Genomic DNA, 23,288 nt, shown 5'->3' on the forward strand with positions numbered 1-23,288 from the left:
GTCCATCCGTCGCGCAACGCTCAAGCTCTATCGGCCTGATCGAAAGCTGCGAACAAACCGGAATATCGCGAAGCCGGCCGAGACGGCATAGAGGAAGCTGCCGATAAACATGATGCCGTAAATGGCGGCGAACAGGTCGCGGTCGTGCTCATAGGTATGGGGCTCCAATGTTGCGGAAAAGACAAACAATGCAATGAAGTAGCCGATGGCATAGCCGAGAACCCCGCATAGGGGCACAAGCGCGACCAGGCTGCCGAGGAGGAGCGCAATTCTCTTCAGCACGGGGCGCATCGCTAGAAATCCGTCAGGTGATCAAGCGTGAACCTGTCGGAACCGCTCTCGCACATGTGCCAGTCCTTCTGGGCGTTGGCCTTGTGGCGGCGACCGTGGCACCAGCCCCTCGCCAAGCAGCATTCCCCGCAGCAACCCTTGCAGCGGCAAGAATCCGGATGCGCGCGACCCCCGGACCGATGGACAGGAACGGGAATCAGCGCCATCAATCGCGTTCTCGCTTCCCACACTTGGATCACATGGCCAGAACATGACGATTGCGGCGACGCCGCAGATCCTCCATAGGCCATCAAACCGGCTGGGCAGGCGCTGCGGTTCAAACCAATCTCAGGGATGCGGGACAGCCTGCCAGGGGCGGTCGAACCTGTGCAGCAACATACCCGCAGCGCGCCTCTTGCTACCGGAGCCATTTCGGTATACATCAGCATACAATAAGCTTGCCGCCGCTCGCCAACAGTTCTCACGGCCCGGGGGTCCAGCTTTATCCGGCACTGAACCGTAGGGATCGTCATGAGCTTGTACACGGACTACCTGACCGAAATCGAAACGCGCAAGGGTCAGGGCCTGCATCCCAAACCCATCGAGGACGGGGCTCTGGTAGCAGAACTCATCGCGCAGATCGAGGATGCCGGCAGCGAATACCGCGACGATTCCCTGAACTTCTTCATCTACAACACCTTGCCCGGCACCACGAGCGCCGCGGGTGTCAAGGCGGCATTCCTGAAGAAGATCATCGTCGGCGAGGCCATCGTGCCCGAGATTGCCCCCGCCTTCGCCTTCGAGCTGCTGTCGCACATGAAGGGCGGCCCGTCCGTCGAGATCCTCCTCGACCTCGCGCTTGGCGAGGATGCCGCGATCGCACAGCAGGCGGCAGAGGTGCTCAAGACCCAGGTCTTCCTCTACGACGCGGACATGGCCCGGCTGGGCATGGCCTACGAGGCCGGCAATGCGGTCGCGAAGGACATCCTGGAAAGCTATGCGAAGGCCGAGTTCTTCACCGAGCTTCCCGGCATCGAGGAAGAGATCAAGGTCGTGACCTATATCGCCGCGGAAGGCGATATCTCCACCGACCTGCTGTCGCCCGGCAACCAGGCGCATTCGCGCTCGGACCGGGAGTTGCATGGTCAATGCATGATCTCGCCCGAGGCGCAAAGGGAAATCCAGGCGCTGCAAAAGCAGCATCCCGACAAGCGCGTGATGCTGATCGCGGAAAAGGGCACGATGGGCGTGGGCTCGTCGCGGATGTCCGGCGTGAACAACGTCGCCCTCTGGACCGGCAAAAAGGCCAGCCCCTATGTGCCCTTCGTCAACATCGCCCCGGTCGTCGCCGGGACCAACGGCATCTCGCCGATCTTCCTGACGACGGTCGGCGTGACCGGCGGCATCGGCATCGACCTGAAGAACTGGGTCAGGAAAACGGATGAGGACGGCAAGCCGATCCTGAACAACGACGGCAACCCGATCCTCGAACAGAAATACTCCGTCGAGACAGGCACGGTCCTGACCATCAACACCCGGGACAAGAAGCTTTACGACGAAACCGGCACCAGGGACCTGGTCGACGTGGCCTCGGCCTTCACGCCCCAGAAGGTGGAGTTCATGAAGGCCGGCGGCTCTTACGCCATCGTCTTCGGCAAGAAACTGCAAACCTTCGCGGCCGAAACCCTGGGCATCGAGCCGACGCCGGTATTCGCCCCCAACAAGGAAATCTCGCGCGAGGGCCAGGGCCTGACGGCGGTCGAGAAGATCTTCAACCGCAATGCCGTCGGCGTGACGCCCGGCAAGGTGCTGCACGCCGGATCAGACGTGCGGGTCAGGGTGAACATCGTCGGCTCGCAGGACACGACCGGGCTGATGACCGCGCAGGAACTGGAGGCCATGGCGGCCACCGTCATCTCGCCCATCCTGGACGGCGCCTATCAGTCCGGCTGCCATACGGCTTCGGTCTGGGACGCGAAGGCCCAGGCGAATATCCCCAAGCTCATGGCCTTCATGAACAATTTCGGCCTGATCACCGCGCGGGACCCGAAGGGCGTCTATCACGCGATGACGGACGTGATCCACAAGGTCCTGAACGACATCACCGTAGACGACTGGGCGATCATCATCGGCGGCGACAGCCATACCCGCATGTCCAAGGGCGTAGCCTTCGGGGCGGATTCCGGCACCGTGGCGCTGGCGCTGGCCACGGGCGAGGCGACCATGCCGATCCCGGAATCGGTGAAGGTGACCTTCAAGGGCACCATGCAGCCCCACATGGACTTCCGCGACGTGGTCCACGCGACCCAGGCGCAGATGCTGAAGCAATGCGGCGACAACGTGTTCCAGGGCCGCGTGATCGAGGTGCATATCGGCACGCTGCTGGCCGACCAGGCCTTCACCTTCACGGACTGGACCGCCGAGATGAAGGCCAAGGCCTCGATCTGCATCTCGCAGGACGAGACCCTGATCGAATCGCTGGAAATCGCGAAAAGCCGTATCCAGATCATGATCGACAAGGGCATGGAGAACGCGGCGGGGACGCTGCATGGCCTGATCGCCAAGGCGGACAAGCGCATCGCCGAAATCCGCTCCGGCGAAAAGCCGGCGCTCGCCCCCGACGAGAACGCGAAGTATTTCGCGGAAGTCGTCGTCGATCTCGATCTGATCGACGAGCCCATGATCGCCGACCCGGACGTGAACAACGCGGATGTCTCCAAGCGCTACACCCACGACACGATTCGGCCGGTTTCCTATTACGGTGCCCGGAAAAAGGTCGATCTCGGGTTCGTCGGCTCCTGCATGGTGCACAAGGGCGACATCAAGATCGTCGCCCAGATGCTCAAGAACCTCGAGAAATCACAGGGCAAGGTGGAGTTCAAGGCGCCCCTGGTCGTCGCCGCGCCCACCTACAACATCATCGACGAGCTGAAGGCCGAGGGGGATTGGGAGATCTTGCAGAAATATTCGGGCTTCGAGTTCGATGACTTGCTGCCCAAGAGCAAGGCGCGCACCGAATACGAGAACATCCTGTATCTCGAACGGCCCGGCTGCAACCTGTGCATGGGCAACCAGGAAAAGGCCGCGAAGGGCGACACCGTCCTGGCCACCTCCACGCGCCTGTTCCAGGGACGGGTCGTCGAGGACACCGCCGAGAAGAAGGGGGAATCCCTGCTTGCCTCGACGCCGGTCGTCGTGCTGTCCGCGATCCTTGGCCGGACGCCCAGTGCCGAGGAATACAAGGCAGCCGTCGAGGGGATCGACCTTACCAGGTTCGCCCCGCCGCTGGAAAAGCCCGAGACCTCACGGTCGGTCCATTTCTGAAGGGCTGGCCCGACCGGGCAAAGGGCGGACGTTCATCGGTCGCCCTTCGCCATCGCTGAACATATGGCCTGGAATTGCCGGGATCATGCCGCCCTTGGCCGTCGGCTCCTGGGTTGCGGCGGTCGAGCAAACCTATGCCGCCGATGCCGGAATGCGGCGCGACGAGGCGATCCGCTCGGCCACGCCGGGCGCCGCCTTCCCGATCTTCGCGGCCCAGGCCCATGGGCTCGCCTCCTGCCCGATGGTGGGCTTCGACGCGGAACGGCTGGCGCGGGAATTCGCGCTGGCCGCCGATGAGATCCCCGTCCTGCTTGTCGCCGTCGGACATGCCGCAGAGGGCAACCGGCCGCAAAAGCCGCGCCTTCCGGTGGCGCAGATCCTGACGACGCTCCAGCAGCCCGAGGTCGACATGCCCAAACCATCCGACATCCTGCTGACCGCGCTGGCCCCGGCGGTCTGGGGCAGCACCTATATCGTGGCGACCGAGCTGCTGCCCGGCGCTCCGCCGCTGAGCGTCGCCGCGATCCGCGCGCTGCCTACGGGGCTGATCCTGCTGCTTCTGGTGCGGCAGCTGCCCAAGGGGGACTGGCTCTGGCGCTCGTTCGTGCTGGGGGCGCTGAACTTCACCGTCTTCTGGGCGCTGCTGTTCGTGGCGGCCTATCGCCTGCCCGGCGGCATCGCCGCGACGGTGGGGGCGGTGCAGCCGCTGATCGTGGTCTTTGCCGCAAGCGCGGTGCTTGGCACGCGGATCAGGGTGCTGTCGGTGCTGGCGGCGGTCATGGGCATGGCAGGCGTAGCGCTGCTGGTGCTGCAAGATGGCGCCGTGCCGGACATGCCGGGTATCGCGGCGGCGCTTGGCGGGGCCTTTTCGATGGCCTTCGGCACCGTGCTGACCCGCAAATGGCGGCCGCCGGTTTCCGCCCTAGTGCTGACGGCATGGCAGTTGACGGCGGGCGGATTGCTGCTTTTGCCGCTGGCCTTGCTGCTGGACCCGCCGATGCCGCCGCTCGATGCCGCCAATGCGGCCGGCATGGGCTATCTGGTGCTGTTCACCGCCCTGACCTATATCCTGTGGTTTCGCGGCGTGGCGAGGCTGGAGCCGGCGGCGGTGTCCTCGCTGGGCTTTCTCAGCCCGCTGACGGCGATCCTGCTTGGCTGGGCGATCCTTGGCCAGGCGCTGTCGGCATCGCAGATGATCGGCGCGGCGGTCGTGGTCGCCAGCATCTGGCTGAGCCAGCGGGCCACGCCGTCAAGGCAGGTTCATGCCCGATAAGAGACGGGCCGCAGCGCGCGGCCAAGCGTGACGGCGGTCGCCATGCCGGCCAGCGCCGCGACGCCGACGATCACCGCCGCCGCGGGCCAGCCATGGCTCTGGATGGCGCTGCCGACCGCGACCGGCCCGGCGATCTGGCCCAGGTTGTTGCCCTGCACCATCAGGCCAAGCACGATGGGAACCAGCCCTGCCGTCGGCACCGCCAGCGGTGCCGAGGACAAAAGCACCGCCGGGATCAGCCCGCCGACGGCCGAGAACAGGACGCACAGCCCAAAGGTCGGCATGTCCGGCAAGACCGGCAGGAATATCCCCAGCCCGGCCACGCCCATCGCAAGGCTCGCCCCTGCCAGCAACGTGCCTCGCCCGACGCCGCGCGACAGCAGCAGGCCCGCGGCAAGGTTGCCGAGGATATTTGCCGCCGTCGCCAGCGCGCTCAGCAGGCCCGCCATCTGATGCGTGACCTGCATCCGCTCCATCAGCAGCACCGGCAGGAAGCCGAACAGCGCAAAGAACATCAGGCTGTAAAGCGCAAAGGCGGCGGCAAGGCCCAGCGGCCCGCCCGCCCTGACGGTGGCGGTCGCATCCACGGCAAGGCCCTGCCACGACCAGCGCCTGCGTTGGCCGTCCGGCGGCAGCACGCACCGGACCGCGATCCCGACCGCCAGCGCCAGGCCGGCGCTTGCCCACCAGATGTCGCGCCATCCGTCGAAAAGCGGGCCGGCCAGCATCGCGATCGCCATGCCGGCGGGCATGAAGCAGCTCCACAGCGCAAAGGCGAGGTCGCGGCGCGACCGCTGGGCCACATGCTCCAGGATGGACGGCGCGGCGACGGTGATCAGCAGAAAGCCCGCGCCCTCGACGATGCGCGAGACCAGGAGCCAGGCGAAGCTGCCGGCGGATGCGCCAAGCGCCGATCCGGCCGCCGTCACCAGCAGGCCAAGGACAAGGATGCGCCGCCCGCCGATGGCAGCGACCAGCGCGCCGGCCGGAATGCCGCCGACCAGCCCGAGAAGCGCAAAAACTCCGGTCAGCCAGCCGATGGCGGACAGGCCCAGCCCCAGATCGGCCCGCAGCATCGGCGCGGCGATGGCCGCCTTGCCGACCTGCAACGCGGCGGCGATCCCCGCCGCCACGATCAGCGAGACGGCACCCCAGCGCGTCGCCATCACGCCGCCTCGCGCTTGCGTCCCGCGACCAGCGCCGCGGCGATTTCCGCCACATGCCGCCCCTGGAAGCGCGCCCCGTCCAGCTCGTTCGCGCTTGGCTGGCGGTCGCCGCCATCGCCGTCGTCGGCCAGCGTCGAGGCGCCATAGGGCGAGCCGCCGGTGATCTCGTCCATGCGCATCTGGCCCTTGAAGCTGTAGGGCAGGCCGACCACGATCATGCCCAGATGCAGCAGCACCGTATGAGTGGACTGGATCGTCGTTTCCTGCCCGCCATGCTGGCTGCCGGTCGAGGTGAAGACGCTGCCGACCTTGCCGACCAGCCGGTCCTCGGCCCACAGCCCGCCGGTCTGGTCCAGGAAATTCTTCATCTGCGAGGCCATGTTGCCGAAGCGGGTCGGCGTGCCGATGATGATCGCGTCGTAATCGGCCAGTTCGCCCACCGTCGCGACGGGTGCGCGCTGGTCCTGCTTGTAGCCCGCCCTTTCCGCGACGGCCTCGGGCACCAGTTCCGGCACGCGCCGGACCGCGACTCTCGCCCCTGCCTCGCGCGCGCCCTGGGCGACCGCAGCGGCCATGGTTTCGACATGCCCATAGGACGAATAATAAAGCACCAGCACATCGGTCATCGGTTCTCTCCTGTTCCTGTCGCGTCCAGGATAGGGGTGACGAATGACCGGCAGGAGTGATATAATTCCGATGGTTCCGATCATCTGAAGCGATCATGCTGGACGCCCTGACCCTCGACCAAATCCGCACCTTCGTCGCGGTCGCCGACAAAGGCAGCTTTCGCGCCGGCGCAGGCAGCCTGTCGCGGGCGCAGTCCGGCGTCAGCGCAAGCGTGGCCAATCTGGAGGCGCAGCTTGGCGTGCAGCTGTTCGACCGCTCCGGCCACCGCCCGGTCCTAACGGCCGAGGGCAAGACGCTGCTTGCCGATGCGCGCGACATCCTGCTGCGGGTCGACGCGATGCGGGCCCGGGCGCGCGGCTTCGGCGAGGGCGTCGAGCTGGAACTGTCCATCACCGCCGATACGCTGTTTCCGATCCCGCTGGTCGGCGTGGCACTGGCCGAGATGCGCCGGGCCTACCCCTCGGTGGCGCTCAGGCTTGCCATCCAGCCGCTTGGCGGGCCGTTGCAGGCGCTGACCGAAAGACGCTGCACGCTTGCCATCATGGTCGGCGAGGATTTCCGCGATCCCCGCATCAGTTTCGAGGCCCTGTCGCCCGTCTCGCAGGTGGCGGTGGTCGCGGCCGGCCATGCCCTGGCGGCCGGGCGCGGGATCGGCATCCCGGATCTGGCCGACCATGTCCAGATCGTGCTGTCCGATCCCTCGCCCTTGTCGGAGGGGCGGGATTTCGGCGTGCTGTCGCCGCAATCCTGCCGGGTCAACACCCAGGACACCAAGCATGCGCTGATCCTGTCGGGCGTCGGCTGGGGCAGGCTGCCGTCCTGGCTGGTCGCGGACGACCTGAGATCCGGCAGGCTGGTCCGGCTGGATACGGCCGCGCTTGGCCGCAACGCCCAGGTCACCTCGCAAAGCTATCTCGCCCATCGCCTCGACGAGCCCTTCGGCCCCGCCGCAAGCACGTTCGCCAAGGTGCTGATGCGGCTTTGTGAAAGCGATGCAGCAGGGTAAACGATGGCCTGCCGCCGGTTCCGTTACGTCCCTGGTGCTGCGCCCCGGAACGAGTCGCGGCGAGGCGGCGGGCTTCAGCCGCAACAGGCGGCGATCACGATCCGGGCGACGAGGATGACGCCCGGTCGGAACGGCGGCCTTGCAGCCCGGGCCCGGCGCTGCCACGCCGGCCCCCGCGATCTTTCGGCCTCTACCAGTCGAAATCGTCGCTGCGAAGCTGGCCGAGGCGCGTGTCCTCGATCACCAGCCGGTCGGCGCCCGCCCTGATGACGACATTGTCGCCGACCTGGCTGGCGGCGCCGCGGATGTCGGCCCAACTGTCGAAGCGGCCATAGAAGGACAGGTCGATCACGTCGTCGTCATGGTCGAAATCGGTGATCCGGTCGCGCCCGCCGTTCCAGACGAAGACGTCGGCACCCTCGCCGCCGGTCATCGTGTCGTTGCCCCGGCCGCCGTTCAGGGTGTCGTTGCCCTCGCCCGCGATGATGCGGTCGTGGCCTGCCTCGCCGAACAGGCGGTCGTCGCCCTCGCCGCCGCGGATCAGGTCGTTGCCGCCTCCGGCGCGGATGGTGTCGTTGCCCTCGCCGCCGCTGATGGTGTCGCGGCCGCCGCCGCTGACCGAGCGGTCGTTGCCCGAGCCGAGCGAGATCGTGTTGTTGCCGCCCCCGGCTTGCACGACATCGTTACCCTCGCCCGCCGTGATCCGGTCGTTGCCGCCCAGCGCCTTGATCACGTCATTGCCCGAGCCGCCGATGATGCGGTTGTGGCCCGAGCCGGCGTCGATGCGGTCATTGCCCTCGCCGCCGTCCAGCGTATCGTTGCCCGCGCGGCCAAAGAGCAGGTCGTCGCCCGAGCGGCCCCAGATCTGGTCGGCGAACTTGGTGCCGACCAGGCGGTTGTCGTCGTCATTGCCACGGATTCTGGCCATGGTTTCTCTCCGTCACTTTGGTTTGGACCGGCATGAACGAACCGTGATCCGCGCCCGGCTGCCGGTTCCTCCGGGCGCGGAATGGGTCGTGCCTCAGGCACGGGCGGCAAGCCGCTGGCCGACCAGCAGCATCCGCATCGTGTTCTCGGCGGCGTTGCGCAGCAGTTTCGCACCCTCGCCGATGGCCTTTTCCAGCGAGCAGGGCCGCCGCATGATCGAGGCATAGGCGCCGATCCCGTGCTCATAGGTCTGGCGCGCGCCCTTGCCGATGGTGCCCGCCAGCGCGACGGTCGGGATACCGATCGCCTCGGCGCGGCGGGCGACCTCGCAGGGAACCTTGCCGAAGGGGCTTTGCGCATCCAGCGCACCCTCGGCGGTGATGACCAGGTCGGCGCGGCCCAGCAGGCGGTCGAAATCCAGGTAATCCAGCATGATCTGGAAACGCGGATGCAGCACCGCACCGGCAAAGGCGACCAGCCCGGCGCCAAGCCCGCCCGAGGCCCCGGCGCCCGGCATCGGCGCCACGTCCCGGCCCGTGGCCGCCATGATCGCCTGCGCATAGCGGGTCATGCCGCGGTCGAGTTGCTCGACCTGCTCGGGGCTCGCGCCCTTTTGCGGGCCGAAGACGCGGGCCACGCCGCGCGGTCCCAGCAGCATGTTGTGCCAGTTCACCGCCGCGTCGATCCCCACCCCGGCCAGCCTCGGGTCCAGCCCCGAGACGTCGATCTGCGCCAGATCCTGCAACGCGCCGCCGCCCTCGGGCAACTCGCGCCCCTCGCCGTCCAGCAGCCGGGCACCAAGCGCGCGCGCCATGCCGGCACCGCCATCGTTGATGCCGCTGTCGCCGCAGCCGATCAGGATGCGGTCCACGCCATGGTCCAGCGCCTTCAGGATCAGTTCGCCCACGCCGCGGCTGGTGGTCAGGGTCGGGTCGCGCCGGTCGCGCGGCACCAGCGACAGGCCGGCCGCGGCGGCCATCTCGATCACGGCGGTGCGCGGCCCATCGCCGCCCATCAGCCCCCAGAAACTGTCCACGGGCTGTCCCATCGGGCCGGTCACCTCGGCCTGCATTAACCGTCCGCCGGTCGCGGCGACCAGCGCCTCGGTCGTGCCCTCGCCGCCATCGACCATCGGCGCGGTCAGGATGGTCGCATGGGGGGCGGCGCGGCGGACGCCCCGCGCGATGGCCTCGGCCACATCCTTGACTGAAAGCGATTCCTTGAAGCCCGAAGGCGCGATCAGGACGGTGAGAGACATTTTCATATCCTTTCCGGTTGTCTGATGGGGTTACGCCCGCGCCCCCTGCCTTATTCCCGGCAGGGGCGAAAAATTCCGCCCAGGCGTGAAAAAGGCCGCCCCGTGCCGCCCTGTCATCGCGTTTGCAGCGGATTACCGGATGACGAGCCGGATGCCCGCAGGACGCAGGATGTGGTTCAGCGCCCGCAAATCGGGCTCGGGGCGCGACTTGCGGACCTTGGGCGGCTGCGGGACGGCTTGGGCCAGCCGCTGGGGTCGGGGCACGGGCCGCGCTGCCTCGATCACCGGGGCGGCAGGGGGCGGCAAGGCCACGGCGGGTGAGACCAGCATGGCGGCGGACAGGGTCGGAACGGGCGCCGGTTGCGCATCGTCCCGCATCCGCGCCAATTGCGCGGGCCAGACCAGCAGGGCAAAGCCGACCAGCAGCGCCGTCACGACCGGCGCCAGCGGCAGCGCCAGCCGGATCAGGTCGCGCTGGCCGAAGCCCGCTTCCTCGGCCTGGCCGAAGATCGCCACCGGCTTGGCCGAAGCCATCATGCTTTGGCAAAATCCCGTGCCCATCACCGCGACCATGACCATCAGCGCCGGGTCGTGCCCCATCGCCGCCAGCGGCAGGGCCACCGCCGGGATCAGCACCGCCGCGCGGGCCGAGCGCGAGGTGATCGCCAGATGCGCCAGCACCGCCACCGCCGACAGCAGCACCACCACGATCGGCAGGCTGCCCGACAGGCCGGGCGGCAAGGCCGCCAGCGCCTGCCCCGCCAGCCAGCGGTCGGCCCCGGTCGCGACCATCGCCTCGGCCATCAGCACGGTCGCGGACATGTAGAGCAGAAGCTCGGTATCGACGGCGCGGAAGATCTCCTTGGGCTTGCGGCTGGTGAAGGGTGGGGTCAGCAGCACCAGCGCCCCGATCAGCGCGACCAGCGCCATGCCGATCCCGTGCAGCCCGGCCGTCAGCCACAGGCCCACGACCAGCGCCAGCACCAGCCCGATGCGGCGCTGGCGGGCGCGGGTGGCGGCGTCCGGGGCGGGCGTGGCCATGCGGGGCAAGGGCGCCAGCAGCGCCTCGCGCGGGACGAACAGCCACAGGATCAGGCCCGCGCCGGCAAGGCTGGCCAACAGCGAAAACGGCAGGCCGAGCATCGCCCATTCCACATAGCCAAGATGGATGCCGGTCGCGCCCCGGATCGCCTGCGCCGCCAACAGATGCGCCCCCGCCCCGATCAGCGAGGCGCCGGCCGACAGCAGGATCACCGTCGGGAACAGCAGGGCCAGCGGGCGGCGCAGGCGCGGATCGGGCAAGGCCGCCGCGATGGCGGCAAAGACCGGCAGCAGCAGCGCCGCCCGCCCCGAGGTCGAAGGCAGCACGAAGGCCGTGCCGGCGATGGCCAGCGTCAGCCACAGGAAGAAGGGCACGACCCGCATCCCCCGCGCCAGCAGCGGCGCGACCAGCCGTTGCGTCAGCCCCGCCTCTTTCGCCACGGCGGCGATGACAAAGGCCGACAGCAGCAGCCAGATCAACTCGCTGCCCAGGGCCGCGAAAAGCTGCGCCTCGGTCAGCACGCCGCCAAGGACCAGCGCCAGCACGGCAGCCAGCGCCACCAGCGATTCCGGCAGGCGCGTGCCGACCCAGCCAAGGACCGCGAGGCCCGAGACGGCCAGGGCAACCCGGCCCGGGGCCGAGAGCGTCTGGGGCAGGCCGGCCAGCAGCGGGATGGCGGCAGCCAGGACGGCGACGCTAAGGTGGCGCCGGCTTGGCTGCGGCAGGGCGGCAAGCGGGGACAGGCTGCGGGCGGTCATGGCGTTCTCCTGTGCATTTCCATGACAGGATTACGACCGCCCCGGCAGGTTATTCCCGCAGCATCACCGCTTCTTCCTCGGGCGTCAGGGGATCGGCGGCGCCGATGGCGACCAGCGCCGCGTCTATGGACCCCTCGCCCGAGGCCGGGCGATAGTCCGCGCCGCCTTGCTGCGCCGTCGCGGCAAAGCGTTCCTGCCAGCCATCGCCTTCGCGGCAGGCCAGCACGATACGCAGCACCTCGTCCCGGGCAGTCTCGTATTCGCGGCAAAGCCTGCCGTCCGAGGCGCGGAAGGACGCGATCATCGCCAGCTCGCCGCCATCCTCCAGCGGCTGGACCTGGCCCGAGGACAGGCTTTCCAGCGCCGCCAGTTCCGCCGCGCCGATCCCCGGCGCGGGGGCATCCGTCCATTGCCACCAGCCAAGCCCCAGCGCGACGACGGCGGCCGAGGCCGCCGCAGCCAGCCAGGGCCTGCGGTTGAGATTGGCGGGACGCGGCGCTTCCTGCACCGGATGGGGTGCGGCGGCGGCAGCGCGGATCATCGCGGCCAGCGGGTCTTCGCCGGTGGCGTCCTTGCGCAAGCCCCCCAGCAGGCGCCGCGTCTCTTCAAAGCGATGCAGGCGGGCCTGCAGGTCGGGATCGCCCGCGACGGCACGCCGGATCTCATCCGCGCGAGCGGGGTCCAACTCGCCATCGGCCAGTGCCATCAGGGTTTCGTCGTCGATCTGCATCGCCCCATCCTTGTCGCGGTCCTGCCCCGAATACGCACCCGGCGTCATCTTATTCCCAATCTTTCCGAAAGGGCCAGCCGCGCGCGCGACAGGCGGCTCATCACCGTGCCCATGGGAATGTCCAGGATCCGCGCCGTCTCGGCATAGCTCATCTCCTCGACGCAGACGAGGTGCAGGATCTCGCGCTGGTCGGGGGGCAGTTCGGCCATCGCCGCCTCGACGCTTTGCAGCATCAGCCGCGCTTCCAGCCCCGGTCCGGGGTCGGTCGGCAGGGCCTCGGGGATCTCATGGATGTCGATCTTCGTGCCTTCCCGGCGCTGGCGGCGGGTCTGGTCGATGAAGGCGTTGCGCATGATGCGGAACAGCCAGGGCTCCAGCCGCTGCGCCCGGTCGAAGCTGGCCGCGTTGGCGATGGCGCGCTCGACCGTTTGCTGCACCAGGTCGTCGGCCTGGTCGCCGCGCCGGGTCAGCGACAGGGCATAGCGCCGCAGGTTGGGCAGCAATGCGATCATGGCCTCGCCGAAGCCTGCGTCCATTCACCCTCTCCACGGCGTCGGAAAATTGACCAGAGCAGGGAATAATGGAATCTGCAATGCGTAGAAAGTCCCGAAGCCGTCTCATAGCAAGGTGATGCCGATGCGCCTGCCGATATTGTTGCTGTCCCTGGTCCTGGCCGTTCTGCTGGCCGACATGCGCCCGCAGGCGGCCGGCTGGTGGATATCCGCCGCATGGGCGGATGACGACGACGATGACGACGACGACGATGATGACGACGACGCGCCGGTCCGCCGACGCGCGCCCCGGGTCCAGCCCGCGCCCCTGCCCACCCGCGCCCCGAACGAGGTCATCGCGCGCGGGCTGTCCGAAGCTGACCTGACCGTGCTGGAGGATACGGGCTTTCGCGTGCTGCGAGAGGTCACGCTGGCCGCCGACCGGCCGCTGCACCGGCTGCGCAAGCCCGACGCGATGACGATGGACGCGGCGCGCGCGACGGTGCGCCGGATGGGCTCGGCCGAGGCGGCGGATTTCAACCATTTCTACCGCCCTGGCAACGCCGCCGCATCCTCGTGTCGCGGTGCGGATTGCCCGGCGCGGCAGATGATCGCCTGGCCCCAGGATACGACCGGATGCGGCGGGCCGGTGCGCATCGGCATGGTCGATACCGGGCTGAACGCGGATCATGCGGTGCTGAAGGACGCGCGCATCCGGGTCCACCGGCTGGATCCGGGCGACGGGCTGGACGCCTCGGACGCGCTGCACGGCACCGCCATCGCGGCGCTTCTGGTCGGGCGGGCGGACAGCCGCACGCCCGGCCTGGTGCCGGGGGCCGAACTCGTCGCCGTCGATGCCTTCCACAAGCGGCGCGGGGACGAACGCGCCGACGCCTTCGCCCTGATCGAGGCGCTGGATTATCTGGCGGCGCAGGAGGTGGACATCGTGAACCTGTCGCTGGCCGGCCCCCGGAACACCGCCCTTGGCCAGCAGATCCGCCGCATGGACCGGCAGGGCATCGTGCTTGTCGCGGCGGCGGGCAATGGCGGCCCGGCGGCCAAGCCGGCTTTCCCGGCCGCCTTCGCCCCCGTGATCGCCGTGACTGCCGTGGACCGCCGCGAACAGGTCTATCGCCGCGCAAACCGGGGCGAGCATATCGACCTGGCAGCCCCGGGGGTGAATGTCTGGACCGCGGCCTCGATCAGCGGCGCGCGGACCAAGACCGGCACCTCCTATGCGACGCCTTTCGTGACCGCCGCAGCGGCGTTGATCCTGCAAGCCCGGCCCGGCCTGACCCCGGCCGAGGTGCGGGCGCAATTGCAGGAAACCGCGCGCGACCTGGGCAAGGCCGGCCCCGACGAGATCTTCGGCCACGGCCTTGTCCAACCCGTGGCCGAATGCCGGAACTGAACGCGACGGCCCACCGGGAAATCTTCCGGCAGTCGATGGGCCTCATCACCATCGCGCCCTTGCTGGGCGGCGGGTTGACGGCCTTACCGACGACCCCGGACGGCGCACATCCATCCCCCATGGCTCGGCAAGGACCGCACGGTCAGCCTGCTGACGGACCCGAGCCGGAGGCGGCATCGCCCGCCGGCTTGTTCGCATCATCGACCAGGCGGCGGTGGCGGCGAGCCTCGGCCAGCACGTCCTCGAACCGATCCAGGCCCTTGGCCTCCAGCGCCGCGATCAGCCGCAGATAGGCTTCGGCCGTGGCGCGGGCGTCGCCCATGGCGGTGTGGCGCGCCTCGGGCGGGATGACGATGCCGAGCCGCTCGGTCAGCGCATCCAGCGAATGCGGCGCCGACTGGCCCCAGAGCATCGCCGAAAGCAGCACCGTATCCAGCACCTGGTTGTCGAAATGCGCCCCGGTCTCAGGCACGGCGCGGCGCAGGAAGCCCATATCGAAGGGCGCGTTATGGGCGACCAGCACCGTATCCTCGGCGAAATGGTGAAAGGCGGTCAGCGCTGCGGTCATGTCGGGCGCACCGGCCACCATCGCATCCGTGATGCCATGCACGGCGGTCGAGGCGGGCGGGATCGGCCGGCCGGGATCGACCAGCGTGTCGAAACGCTCGCCGGTCAGGCGGCCGCGGGCGATGCGCAGACCGGCGATCTGCACGATGCGGTCGGCGACGGGGTCAAGCCCGGTCGTCTCGGTATCGAAGACCACGCAGGTCAGATCGGCCAGCCGCGACGAGGTCGCGCCGCGCCGCGACAGGGCAAAGTCATAGGTCAGCCCGGCGCTGTCCGGCCGGCCCGCCGCGATCGGCAGCGGCAGGACCAGCCGCGCCTGACCGTCCCGCGCCTCGGTCCAGATGCCGGTGGCATGCGCGGCCAGGATCTCGTGCCCGGTCAGTTCGGGCTGCGCCGGATCGGGCGGCTCGGCCAGCCAGGCCTCCAGCCGGTCCATGGGCAGCGCCGCCCCGGTCCAGAGCAGCAAGAGCCGCGCCTCGGACGCCTCGGCCTCGGCCCCGGCCTCGGCGGCAAGGCGGGGGGCCGCACCCTGCTCGCGCAGGCGGCGGTCCAGATGGCGCAGCAGCCCGTTCACGCCGGCCGCGTCGGCCAGCAGCACCAGCCGGGGCTGGTCGGGCGCCAGGTCCAGCCCGGCAGCCAGTTCGTTCAGCCCCGCCCCTCCGCGCGTGGCGTCGCCGCTCATCGCCTCGGTCAGTTCGCGCAGGACGTTGGCCAATCCCTGCCCCTCGCTCTGGATCGCCTGCGCCAGCGCGGGCGGGATCGGTCCCTCCAACGCACCCAGCATCGGCACCAGGGTCGCGGCATGGCGGCGCAGAGTCTCCAGCAGGTCGCGCGGCGCGGGGTGCTGCGGCGGACGGTCGTTCAGGATCAGCAGCGTGCCGCCATCGACCCGCCGCATGCGCCCCCACAGCCGCTGCCCGGCCGAGGTCAGGCAGGTCAGGTCGGTCGCCGCCGCCCCCGCCGCCAGCCGCGCCGCCCCGGCCTCCAACGCACCGCCGGGCAGATGGCGCTCGATGGGGCGGTCCAGCGCGATGCCGGGCAGAAGATGCGCGGCGGAGGCATTGTAGAACATCACCCGGCCGGCCGGATCGGTCATCACCGCGCCGGCACCAATATCGGCAAGGATGGATTCCAGCGTCTCCTTTTCGCGTTGCAGGTCGGCGGCATGTTCGGCGACCGCATCGGCCAGTGCCTCTGCCGAACGCGCCCGCGCCTCGGCGGCGTCGCGTGCGGCGGGGCCCAGATCGGCAAGATAGCGGGCCTCCTCGATCTCGGGGGTCTGGCCGGTGCGCAAGCCCCCGGCCAGCAGCTCGATCGGGCGGGCCACGTTGCGGTCGAACAGGAACCAGATCCAGACGATCATCCCCAGCGCACCGAACCCCACGATCAGCGCCGCAAGCGCCAGCGCGTCCAGCATCGCCTGGACCGGGACGCCCCGGCCCGCGAGGCTTGCCCCCGCCACCCACAGCCCCGCCGCCAGGACCGCGAGGACGGCGCCCGCAAGCCCGGCAAAGATCAGCAGAACCCGGGCCCTCAGCGACAGCCGCGTCAGCATCGTCCCCCCAGCAGCCGCGCCAGTTCCGCGCGCAGCTCGGACAGCTCGAAGGGCTTGGCGATGAAGCCGTCCGCCCCCAGCGCCAGCCCCTTGCGGCGTTCCACGACCGAGCCGCGCGCGGTCATCAAGAGCACCCGCACGTCGTTCAGCGCCGGATCGGCGCGCACGTCCTGCACGATCTGGTAGCCCGAGACGTCGGGCAGCATCACGTCCAGCAGCACCAGATCGGGATGACTGGCGCGGATTTCCTCGAGCGCGCCGGCGCCCGTGGCCATGCGGCGGTGCTTGTGGCCGTCGCGCGACAGCAGGAAATCCAGGGCGGTGGCAATATTGTCCTCATCCTCGACCACAAGGATATCTGCCATCAGCCTCCTCCCCCGCAGACGACGGAATAGGCCGGGTCCGATGGGCCGGGCGGCGACCATGCGCCGCGTGCCGGCCGGACCAGCCCCTTCGCGCAATCGAATTCCTGCGGCACGACCAGCGTGGGGCCGCGCCGCTCGACCAGCGTGATCCCGGCCCGGCGGATGCCCTCGGCGGTCTCCGAGATGCCGGCCGGATCAAGGGCGACAAAGCGGATCACGACCGGCGCCAGATAGGTCCAGGGCGCCCAGGGCTGGCTGTCGCGGCCCACCAGCAGGATCTGCGCGTCCGCGGGCAGCCGGGCGACCGCACGGTCATACCAGGCGTAATCGTTCCAGACCGCATAGGAGACCATCGCAAGGCCGATGCCCGCCGGCAGCAGCCAGCGCGCCGGCGCCAGCCCCAGCTTGCGCAACAGGTGCATCCCGGCATAAAGCAACGCCGCCGCGCCCACGCCGACCGCGATCACGCCCAGCAATTCGACCCCGATCCCGGTCATATGCCCCTCATCCCAACATTCCCTTGCCATGGCCCAGCGCCGATTGCATCCCCCGCACCACCACGAAGGCGTCGCGCAGGTGGCTGCGCTGGAAATCGGGCAGCGCGGCGGGGGACAGGTGGTTCCCCGGCCGTTCGCCGGCGCGGATCTGCGCGGCCTGGTTCTCCAGCCGCGTGGTCTGGATCAGGTCGTAGGCCGCGATCAGGTCGCGCGCGCCGCTGCCCGAGATGATGCCCGCCCCCTGCGCCTCGACCAGCCGGGCGCGGGTATTGACCGGGGTCAGCTGCCCCTGCAACGCATAGATCCGCGCCAGGTCGGACACCGGCACGACGCCGCTTAGCTTCATGTCGATCTGGTTGCGATGCTCGCCGGTGCGCACGGTCGCAAAGCCGCCGATCAGCCCCAGGGGCGGGCGGTGCTTCAGCGCGTTCGAGATCATATGCGCCACGAAGATCGAGTTCTTCGCCGCCATCCGCAGCGTCTCGGCCTGCAGCCCGTCCAGCAGCGCGGCATCGCCGCCGATGGCGCGCAGGTCGAACATGACCGAGGCCAGCATCTGCGCCTCGGGGCTGGGATGGGTGATCCAGTCGTGGAAATAACCGCGCCAGACGCGGCGCGGCTGGCGCCAGCGCGGCGTGATGGCCATCATCTCGCCCGGGCAATAGACATAGCCGCATGCGTTCAACCCGTCGCAGACAAAGCGCGCAAGCTCGGCGAACCAGGGATCGTCCGGGTCGCAATCGTCGCCGAGAATCAGGCAATTGTCCTGATCCGACACGCCGGTCTGTTCCTGCCGCCCCTGGCTGCCGCAGGCCGCCCACAGCCACGGGCCGGGCGGCGGACCCAGGCGCACCTCGGCCATGACCAGTAGGCGCCGGGTCACCGCATCGGCAATGTCGGTGATCATGCGGGTGATGGTTTCGTGCCGGTGATGGCCGTTGACCAGTTGCAGCAGCAGTTCGGGAATGCGTGCGGTCGCCGCCGCCATGTCGCCGACATCCTCGGATTGCGCGATGTCGCGGATCAGCGCCGAGGCCGAGATCGCCTGCACCCGCGTCAGGTCGGTCTGGCTGACCATGCCGACGAAGCGGCCCTTCTCGACCACCGGCAGATGGCCGATGCGGCGCTCGAGCATGATGTTGAGCACGTCATAGCCCAGCTCCAAGGGCGACAGCGTGATCGGGTCGGGCGTCATCACCTGCGCAACCGGCACATTCGCGTCGCGCCCCTCGGCAACGATGCGGTTCGAGATGTCGCGGATGGTGACCAGCCCGACCAGCCGGTCCCCGTCCAGCACGCCGATGCTGCTGACGCGGGCGTCGCGCATGGCGCGGGCGGCCTCGATGGCGGGGGTCTGGGGGGTGCAGCTCAGCGGCACCTGCCCGCCGATCAAATCCCCGACCTTCAGCAGCGCCAGAGCGCTCTCGCGGTCGCCGGGCAGGCCGCTGCGGTCGAAGAAACGCGCCACCGCGCGATGGCTGCCGATCAACCGCATCAGTTCGGCGCGCGGCAGCATCAGCACGGTCGTATCCTCGACGGCGGTCGCCGTGGTCACCGCCACCCCGTCGCGCAGCAGCCCCCTTTCGCCGAATGAATTGCGCGCCACCAGTTCCGAAACGGAATCCCCGGCAGCATCCGAGACCCGGACCAGACCGCTTTCGATCAGGTAAAGCCCCGCCAGCCGGTCGCCATGGCGATAGATCACGCTGCCGGCCGGATAGGTCCTGCGCTTGAACGACGCCGCGGCCCGCGCCAGCTCGTCCTGCGGCAGGCTGTCATAGGGATGAACCGAGGCGATGAATGCGGCGATGTCGGTCATGGTCCTGCCCTGCCGATTGGCGGAAAGGCCGCGCCCCGCAGGGGGCGCGGCCGTTCGTCAGTGGGCCTGCGCCCCACCGGCGCCGCGCGGAACGCGGATCGACTCGACCAGGTCGCGCACCTCGGCAGGCGGCTCCTTGGTGGCGCTGGACACCAGATAGGCCACCGCGAAGTTGATCACCGCACCGATGGTGCCGAACGAGGCCGGCGAGATGCCGAACAGCCAGGCATCCGCCGTATCCGGCAGCATGTTGGTCCCCGAGATGAAGAACCAGCCCTTGTAGGTGAAGATATAGACCAGCGTCGCGATGACCCCGGCCAGCATCCCCGCGATCGCGCCTTCCTTGTTCATGCGCGTCGAGAAGATGCCCATCATCAGCACCGGGAAGATCGAGCTTGCCGCCAGCCCGAAGGCCAGTGCCACCGTCTGCGCGGCAAAGCCCGGCGGATTCAGCCCCAGGATCGTCGCCACCAGGATCGAGACCCCCATCGAGACGCGGGCCGCGAACAGCTCGCCCTTCTCGCTGATGCCGGGATTGATCGCGCCCTTGATCAGGTCGTGGCTCACCGCGCCCGAGATCGCCAGCAGCAGGCCCGCCGCGGTGGACAGCGCCGCCGCCAGGCCGCCGGCGGCGACGATGGCGATGACCCAGCCCGGCAGGTTGGCGATTTCCGGGTTGGCCAGAACCATGATGTCGTTGTTCACCGTGGTCAGTTCGTTGCCCTGCAGGCCCTGCTCGGCGATCACCGCGGCCAGCTGTTCGTTCGCCGCCCCCGCCTCGTTGTAGTACTGGATCAGGCCGTCGCCGTTCTTGTCCTCCCAGTTCAGCAGGCCCGTCACCTGCCAGTTGCGCATCCAGTGCAGGTCATCGCGGTTCTGGATGTCCTCCAGCGACACGGCCGGCTGGCTGAAGGTCTGGCCCGTCTCGGCGCCCGGCCACATGGTCGCGGTCAGGTTGAAGCGCGACATCGAGCCCACCGCCGGCGCGACGGTATAGAGCAGCGCGATGAAGACCAGCGCCCAGCCTGCCGATTTGCGCGCATCGGCCACCTTCGGCACGGTGAAGAAGCGGATGATGACATGCGGCAGGCCCGCAGTGCCGATCATCAGCGCCATGGTGAACAGCACCATGTCCAGCGTCGACTGGTGATGCCCGGTATAGGAGCGGAAGCCCAGATCGGTCACCACCTGGTCCAGCGTCGCCAGGAACTTGGTGTCCGATGCGTTCAGCGTGCCGAACAGCCCGGTCTGCGGCAGCACATGGCCGGTCAGTTGCAGCGCGATGAACACCGCCGGGATGGTATAGGCGATGATCAGCACGATATATTGCGCCACCTGCGTATAGGTGATGCCCTTCATCCCGCCCAGCACGGCATAGACGAAGACCAGCGCCGCGCCGATCCACAGCCCGGTCGAACTGGACACTTCCAGATAGCGCGAGAAGGTCACGCCGACGCCGGTCATCTGGCCGATCACATAGGTGATCGAGATGATCAGCAGGCAGATCACGCCGATGATCCGCGCCGTGCCCGAATAGAAGCGGTCGCCGATGAATTCCGGCACCGTGAACTTGCCGAACTTGCGCAGATAGGGCGCAAGCAGCATCGCCAGCAGCACATAGCCGCCGGTCCAGCCCATCAGATAGGTCGAGTTGTCATAGCCGGTAAAGGCGATGAGGCCCGCCATCGAGATGAACGAGGCCGCCGACATCCAGTCGGCCGCCGTGGCCATGCCGTTCATGACCGGGCTGACGCCGCGGTTGGCGGCATAGAATTCCGCCGTGGAACCGGCGCGGGCCCAGATCGCGATGCCGATATAAAGCGCGAAGGACGCGCCGATGACGATGAGGTTAAGGGTAAACTGGCTCATGGGATGCTCCTCACTCGTCCACGCCGTGTTCGGCGTCGAGCCTGTTCATGCGCCAGGCATAGAAGAAGATCAGCGCGATGAAGACCAGGATCGAGCCCTGCTGCGCGAACCAGAACCCCAGGTCGGTTCCTCCCACCGAGATGCCCGCCAGGATCGGCCTCAGGATGATCCCGAAGCCATAGGACACCAGGGCCCAGATGATCATGCACAGCCAGATCAGCTTGAGATTGGCCTGCCAATATGCGTTTGACGATTGTCTGTCACTCATGTCCTTAAAATCCTCCCTTTTTCAGACATGTCGTTCCGTCTTTTTCGACGTGTTTTCCCCTCCGTTTCCCCCGGCGAAAAAGGCCGGGGGCGTCTTCCGCGCCCGGGTTCAGGCGCGGTTCATTCTGTTTTCGATGAGTTGGTCCACGACGCCCGGGTCTGCGAGCGTGGAGATGTCTCCGAGGGCGCCGAAATCGTCCTCGGCGATCTTGCGCAGGATGCGGCGCATGATCTTGCCCGAACGGGTCTTGGGCAGGCCCGGCGCCCATTGGATCAGGTCGGGCTTGGCGATCGGGCCGATCTCGGTGCGCACCCATTTCTCAAGGTCGGCGCGCAGCTCGTCGCTGGGCTCGACCCCGTTCATCAGCGTCACATAGGCATAGATGCCCTGGCCCTTCAGCGGGTGCGGATAGCCCACCACCGCCGCCTCGGCCACCTTCTCATGCGCCACCAGCGCCGATTCCACCTCGGCCGTGCCCATCCGGTGGCCCGAGACGTTGATCACGTCGTCCACCCGCCCGGTGATCCAGTAATAGCCGTCCTCGTCCCGCCGGCAGCCGTCGCCGGTGAAGTAATAGCCCGGATATTGCTGGAAATAGGTCTCCATGAAGCGCTGGTGGTCGCCCCAGACCGTGCGCATCTGCCCCGGCCAGCTGTCGGCGATGCACAGCACCCCCTCGACCCCGTCGCCCTCCTGCACCGCCCCGCTCGAGGCATCCAGAACCACCGGCCTGACCCCGAAGAAGGGCAGCGTCGCCGAGCCCGGCTTGGCCTCGATCGCGCCGGGCAGCGAGGTGATCATGTGACCCCCGGTCTCGGTCTGCCACCAGGTGTCGACGATCGGGCAGCGCCCCTTGCCCACATGCCGGTCGTACCAGACCCAGGCCTCGGGGTTGATCGGCTCGCCCACCGTGCCCAGCACCCGCAGGCTGGACAGGTCGTGCTTCTCGACCCATTCCGGCCCCTGCCCCATCAGCGCCCGGATGGCGGTCGGCGCGGTGTAGAACTGGTTGACCCCGTGCTTTTCGCAGACCGCCCAGAAGCGGCCGGCATCCGGCCAGGTCGGCACGCCCTCGAACATCAGCGTCGTGGCGCCGTTGGCCAGCGGGCCGTAGACGATATAGCTGTGCCCCGTCACCCACCCCACGTCGGCCGTGCACCAGAAGATGTCGCCGTCCTTGTAGTCGAAGACGTATTGATGCGTCATCGCGGCATAAAGCAGGTAGCCGGCGGTCGAATGCACCACGCCCTTGGGCTTGCCCGTCGAGCCCGAGGTATAGAGGATGAACAGCGGGTCCTCGGCATTCATCGGCCGCGGCGGGCAATCCGGGCTGACCTGCTCCATCATCGCCAGCACGTCCACGTCGCGCCCGTCGATCCAGCTGGTCTGGTCGCCGGTATGCCTGACCACCAGGCAGCGCACCCGGTCCGAGCAATGCAGCAGCGCCGCGTCGGTATTCGACTTCAGCGCCGTCTTGCGGCCGCCGCGCGGCGCGGTGTCGGCGGTGATCACCAGCTTGGCGCCGCTGTCGTTGATGCGGTTGGCCAGCGCGTCGGGCGAGAAGCCGGCGAAGACGATGGAGTGGATGGCGCCGATCCGCGCGCAGGCCAGCATGGCATAGGCCGCCTCGGGGATCATCGGCAGGTAGATCACCACCCGGTCGCCGCGCATCACCCCCTGGCTCAGCAGCACGTTGGCGAAGCGGTTCACCTTTTCCGACAGTTCCGCATAGGTGATGTGGCGCGCCGGCTGGTCCGGGTCGTCCGGCTCGAAGATGATCGCGGCCTGGTTCGCGCGCCCGGGCAGGTGGCGGTCGATGCAGTTGACCGAGGCGTTCAGGATGCCGTCCTCGAACCACTTCACCGAGACCTGGCCCATGGCGAAATCGGTGTTCTTCACCCTGGAATAGGGGTGGATCCAGTCCAGCCGCCTGCCCTCGCGGCCCCAGAACCCGTCAGGGTCCGAGATCGATTCGGCATACATGCGGGCGTAATCGCCAGGCTGGACCAGGGCATCCCCAAAACCCGGCGGAATCGGATGTTTCCCAGAAGTTTCAATGGTCATG

The 23,288-nt window shown here is 68.5% G+C and carries 19 protein-coding genes; 4 read left to right on the forward strand and 15 right to left on the reverse strand.

What is annotated here, in order from left to right; genetic code table 11:
• Positions 1-27: 27 nt before the first annotated feature.
• Entirely contained in the window at positions 28-291 is a 264-nt protein-coding gene (locus tag BLT64_RS22085) for a hypothetical protein (protein WP_011750793.1), read from the reverse strand.
• Between the two features lie 510 nt (positions 292-801).
• Here BLT64_RS22085 and BLT64_RS22095 point away from each other — a divergent pair.
• Complete coding sequence (locus BLT64_RS22095) at positions 802-3,594, forward strand: bifunctional aconitate hydratase 2/2-methylisocitrate dehydratase (RefSeq protein WP_011750791.1); 2,793 nt, start codon at positions 802-804, stop codon at positions 3,592-3,594.
• Positions 3,595-3,679: 85 nt separating this feature from the next.
• Positions 3,680-4,867 (forward strand): EamA family transporter, encoded by a 1,188-nt coding sequence (locus BLT64_RS22105; protein ID WP_011750790.1) that lies wholly within the window; start codon positions 3,680-3,682, stop codon positions 4,865-4,867.
• On the opposite strand, the gene BLT64_RS22110 is transcribed toward BLT64_RS22105, so the two are convergent.
• Both BLT64_RS22110 and wrbA read right to left on the reverse strand, forming a co-directional pair.
• Positions 4,855-6,033 (reverse strand): MFS transporter, encoded by a 1,179-nt coding sequence (locus BLT64_RS22110; RefSeq protein WP_011750789.1) that lies wholly within the window; start codon positions 6,031-6,033, stop codon positions 4,855-4,857. The genes BLT64_RS22105 and BLT64_RS22110 overlap by 13 nt on opposite strands.
• A complete protein-coding gene (wrbA, locus tag BLT64_RS22115) occupies positions 6,033-6,659 on the reverse strand; it encodes an NAD(P)H:quinone oxidoreductase (protein WP_011750788.1) in 627 nt (208 codons plus the stop codon). Before wrbA ends, BLT64_RS22110 begins: the two co-directional genes overlap by 1 nt.
• Before the next feature lie 95 nt (positions 6,660-6,754).
• On the opposite strand from wrbA, the gene BLT64_RS22120 reads away from it, so the two are divergent.
• A complete protein-coding gene (locus tag BLT64_RS22120) occupies positions 6,755-7,666 on the forward strand; it encodes a LysR family transcriptional regulator (protein ID WP_011750787.1) in 912 nt (303 codons plus the stop codon).
• A 190-nt stretch (positions 7,667-7,856) separates the two neighbouring features.
• On the opposite strand, the gene BLT64_RS22125 is transcribed toward BLT64_RS22120, so the two are convergent.
• The 5 genes from BLT64_RS22125 to BLT64_RS22145 all read right to left on the reverse strand — a co-directional run bounded on the left by BLT64_RS22125 (position 7,857) and on the right by BLT64_RS22145 (position 12,917).
• Entirely contained in the window at positions 7,857-8,594 is a 738-nt protein-coding gene (locus tag BLT64_RS22125; protein WP_011750786.1) for a calcium-binding protein, read from the reverse strand.
• Positions 8,595-8,687: 93 nt separating this feature from the next.
• Entirely contained in the window at positions 8,688-9,851 is a 1,164-nt protein-coding gene (locus BLT64_RS22130; protein ID WP_011750785.1) for a glycerate kinase family protein, read from the reverse strand.
• Between the two features lie 132 nt (positions 9,852-9,983).
• Positions 9,984-11,651, reverse strand: a complete 1,668-nt coding sequence (locus tag BLT64_RS22135) for an SLC13 family permease (protein ID WP_011750784.1) — start codon at positions 11,649-11,651, stop codon at positions 9,984-9,986.
• A 49-nt stretch (positions 11,652-11,700) separates the two neighbouring features.
• The gene (locus tag BLT64_RS22140; RefSeq protein WP_128493109.1) at positions 11,701-12,381 is read right to left on the reverse strand and encodes an anti-sigma factor family protein; all 681 of its coding nucleotides are present in this window, start codon (positions 12,379-12,381) and stop codon (positions 11,701-11,703) included.
• A 44-nt stretch (positions 12,382-12,425) separates the two neighbouring features.
• Complete coding sequence (locus BLT64_RS22145; RefSeq protein WP_011750782.1) at positions 12,426-12,917, reverse strand: RNA polymerase sigma factor; 492 nt, start codon at positions 12,915-12,917, stop codon at positions 12,426-12,428.
• 100 nt (positions 12,918-13,017) lie between these two features.
• Between BLT64_RS22145 and BLT64_RS27680 the strand changes: the two genes are divergently transcribed.
• Positions 13,018-14,283 (forward strand): S8 family serine peptidase, encoded by a 1,266-nt coding sequence (locus BLT64_RS27680; protein WP_011750781.1) that lies wholly within the window; start codon positions 13,018-13,020, stop codon positions 14,281-14,283.
• 142 nt (positions 14,284-14,425) lie between these two features.
• On the opposite strand, the gene BLT64_RS22155 is transcribed toward BLT64_RS27680, so the two are convergent.
• The 7 genes from BLT64_RS22155 to acs all read right to left on the reverse strand — a co-directional run bounded on the left by BLT64_RS22155 (position 14,426) and on the right by acs (position 23,287).
• On the reverse strand, positions 14,426-16,405 hold the full coding sequence (locus tag BLT64_RS22155) for a 3'-5' exonuclease (protein ID WP_011750780.1): 1,980 nt from the start codon (positions 16,403-16,405) through the stop codon (positions 14,426-14,428).
• A complete protein-coding gene (locus tag BLT64_RS22160) occupies positions 16,399-16,770 on the reverse strand; it encodes a response regulator transcription factor (protein ID WP_011750779.1) in 372 nt (123 codons plus the stop codon). Before BLT64_RS22160 ends, BLT64_RS22155 begins: the two co-directional genes overlap by 7 nt.
• A complete protein-coding gene (locus BLT64_RS22165; protein WP_011750778.1) occupies positions 16,770-17,267 on the reverse strand; it encodes a hypothetical protein in 498 nt (165 codons plus the stop codon). Before BLT64_RS22165 ends, BLT64_RS22160 begins: the two co-directional genes overlap by 1 nt.
• Positions 17,268-17,274: 7 nt before the next feature.
• Positions 17,275-19,086 carry a DUF294 nucleotidyltransferase-like domain-containing protein gene (locus tag BLT64_RS22170; protein WP_011750777.1) on the reverse strand — a complete coding sequence of 604 codons (1,812 nt, stop codon included), beginning with the start codon at positions 19,084-19,086 and terminating at the stop codon, positions 17,275-17,277.
• Between the two features lie 57 nt (positions 19,087-19,143).
• The gene (locus BLT64_RS22175; protein WP_011750776.1) at positions 19,144-20,955 is read right to left on the reverse strand and encodes a sodium:solute symporter family protein; all 1,812 of its coding nucleotides are present in this window, start codon (positions 20,953-20,955) and stop codon (positions 19,144-19,146) included.
• Positions 20,956-20,965: 10 nt separating this feature from the next.
• Positions 20,966-21,223, reverse strand: a complete 258-nt coding sequence (locus BLT64_RS22180) for a DUF4212 domain-containing protein (protein ID WP_011750775.1) — start codon at positions 21,221-21,223, stop codon at positions 20,966-20,968.
• A 108-nt stretch (positions 21,224-21,331) separates the two neighbouring features.
• Positions 21,332-23,287, reverse strand: coding sequence for an acetate--CoA ligase (gene acs / locus BLT64_RS22185; protein WP_011750774.1), 1,956 nt, complete (start codon positions 23,285-23,287; stop codon positions 21,332-21,334).
• Position 23,288: the final 1 nt, after the last annotated feature.

The organism is Paracoccus denitrificans, from assembly GCF_900100045.1.
Lineage (GTDB): Bacteria > Pseudomonadota > Alphaproteobacteria > Rhodobacterales > Rhodobacteraceae > Paracoccus > Paracoccus denitrificans.

Excerpts from the sequence above, each read along its gene's own strand:
- BLT64_RS22145 (WP_011750782.1), bottom strand. The coding sequence starts at position 12,917 with ATGGACGCAGGCTTCGGCGAGGCCATGATCGCATTGCTGCCCAACCTG.
- BLT64_RS22105 (WP_011750790.1), top strand. The coding sequence starts at position 3,680 with ATGCCGCCCTTGGCCGTCGGCTCCTGGGTTGCGGCGGTCGAGCAAACC.
- BLT64_RS22165 (WP_011750778.1), bottom strand. The coding sequence starts at position 17,267 with ATGACCGGGATCGGGGTCGAATTGCTGGGCGTGATCGCGGTCGGCGTG.
- BLT64_RS22175 (WP_011750776.1), bottom strand. The coding sequence starts at position 20,955 with ATGAGCCAGTTTACCCTTAACCTCATCGTCATCGGCGCGTCCTTCGCG.
- BLT64_RS22125 (WP_011750786.1), bottom strand. The coding sequence starts at position 8,594 with ATGGCCAGAATCCGTGGCAATGACGACGACAACCGCCTGGTCGGCACC.
- BLT64_RS22180 (WP_011750775.1), bottom strand. The coding sequence starts at position 21,223 with ATGAGTGACAGACAATCGTCAAACGCATATTGGCAGGCCAATCTCAAG.
- BLT64_RS22095 (WP_011750791.1), top strand. The coding sequence starts at position 802 with ATGAGCTTGTACACGGACTACCTGACCGAAATCGAAACGCGCAAGGGT.
- BLT64_RS27680 (WP_011750781.1), top strand. The coding sequence starts at position 13,018 with ATGCGCCTGCCGATATTGTTGCTGTCCCTGGTCCTGGCCGTTCTGCTG.
- BLT64_RS22085 (WP_011750793.1), bottom strand. The coding sequence starts at position 291 with ATGCGCCCCGTGCTGAAGAGAATTGCGCTCCTCCTCGGCAGCCTGGTC.
- BLT64_RS22130 (WP_011750785.1), bottom strand. The coding sequence starts at position 9,851 with ATGTCTCTCACCGTCCTGATCGCGCCTTCGGGCTTCAAGGAATCGCTT.
- BLT64_RS22170 (WP_011750777.1), bottom strand. The coding sequence starts at position 19,086 with ATGACCGACATCGCCGCATTCATCGCCTCGGTTCATCCCTATGACAGC.
- BLT64_RS22110 (WP_011750789.1), bottom strand. The coding sequence starts at position 6,033 with ATGGCGACGCGCTGGGGTGCCGTCTCGCTGATCGTGGCGGCGGGGATC.
- BLT64_RS22135 (WP_011750784.1), bottom strand. The coding sequence starts at position 11,651 with ATGACCGCCCGCAGCCTGTCCCCGCTTGCCGCCCTGCCGCAGCCAAGC.
- wrbA (WP_011750788.1), bottom strand. The coding sequence starts at position 6,659 with ATGACCGATGTGCTGGTGCTTTATTATTCGTCCTATGGGCATGTCGAA.
- BLT64_RS22160 (WP_011750779.1), bottom strand. The coding sequence starts at position 16,770 with ATGGCAGATATCCTTGTGGTCGAGGATGAGGACAATATTGCCACCGCC.
- BLT64_RS22140 (WP_128493109.1), bottom strand. The coding sequence starts at position 12,381 with ATGCAGATCGACGACGAAACCCTGATGGCACTGGCCGATGGCGAGTTG.
- BLT64_RS22120 (WP_011750787.1), top strand. The coding sequence starts at position 6,755 with ATGCTGGACGCCCTGACCCTCGACCAAATCCGCACCTTCGTCGCGGTC.
- BLT64_RS22155 (WP_011750780.1), bottom strand. The coding sequence starts at position 16,405 with ATGCTGACGCGGCTGTCGCTGAGGGCCCGGGTTCTGCTGATCTTTGCC.
- acs (WP_011750774.1), bottom strand. The coding sequence starts at position 23,287 with ATGACCATTGAAACTTCTGGGAAACATCCGATTCCGCCGGGTTTTGGG.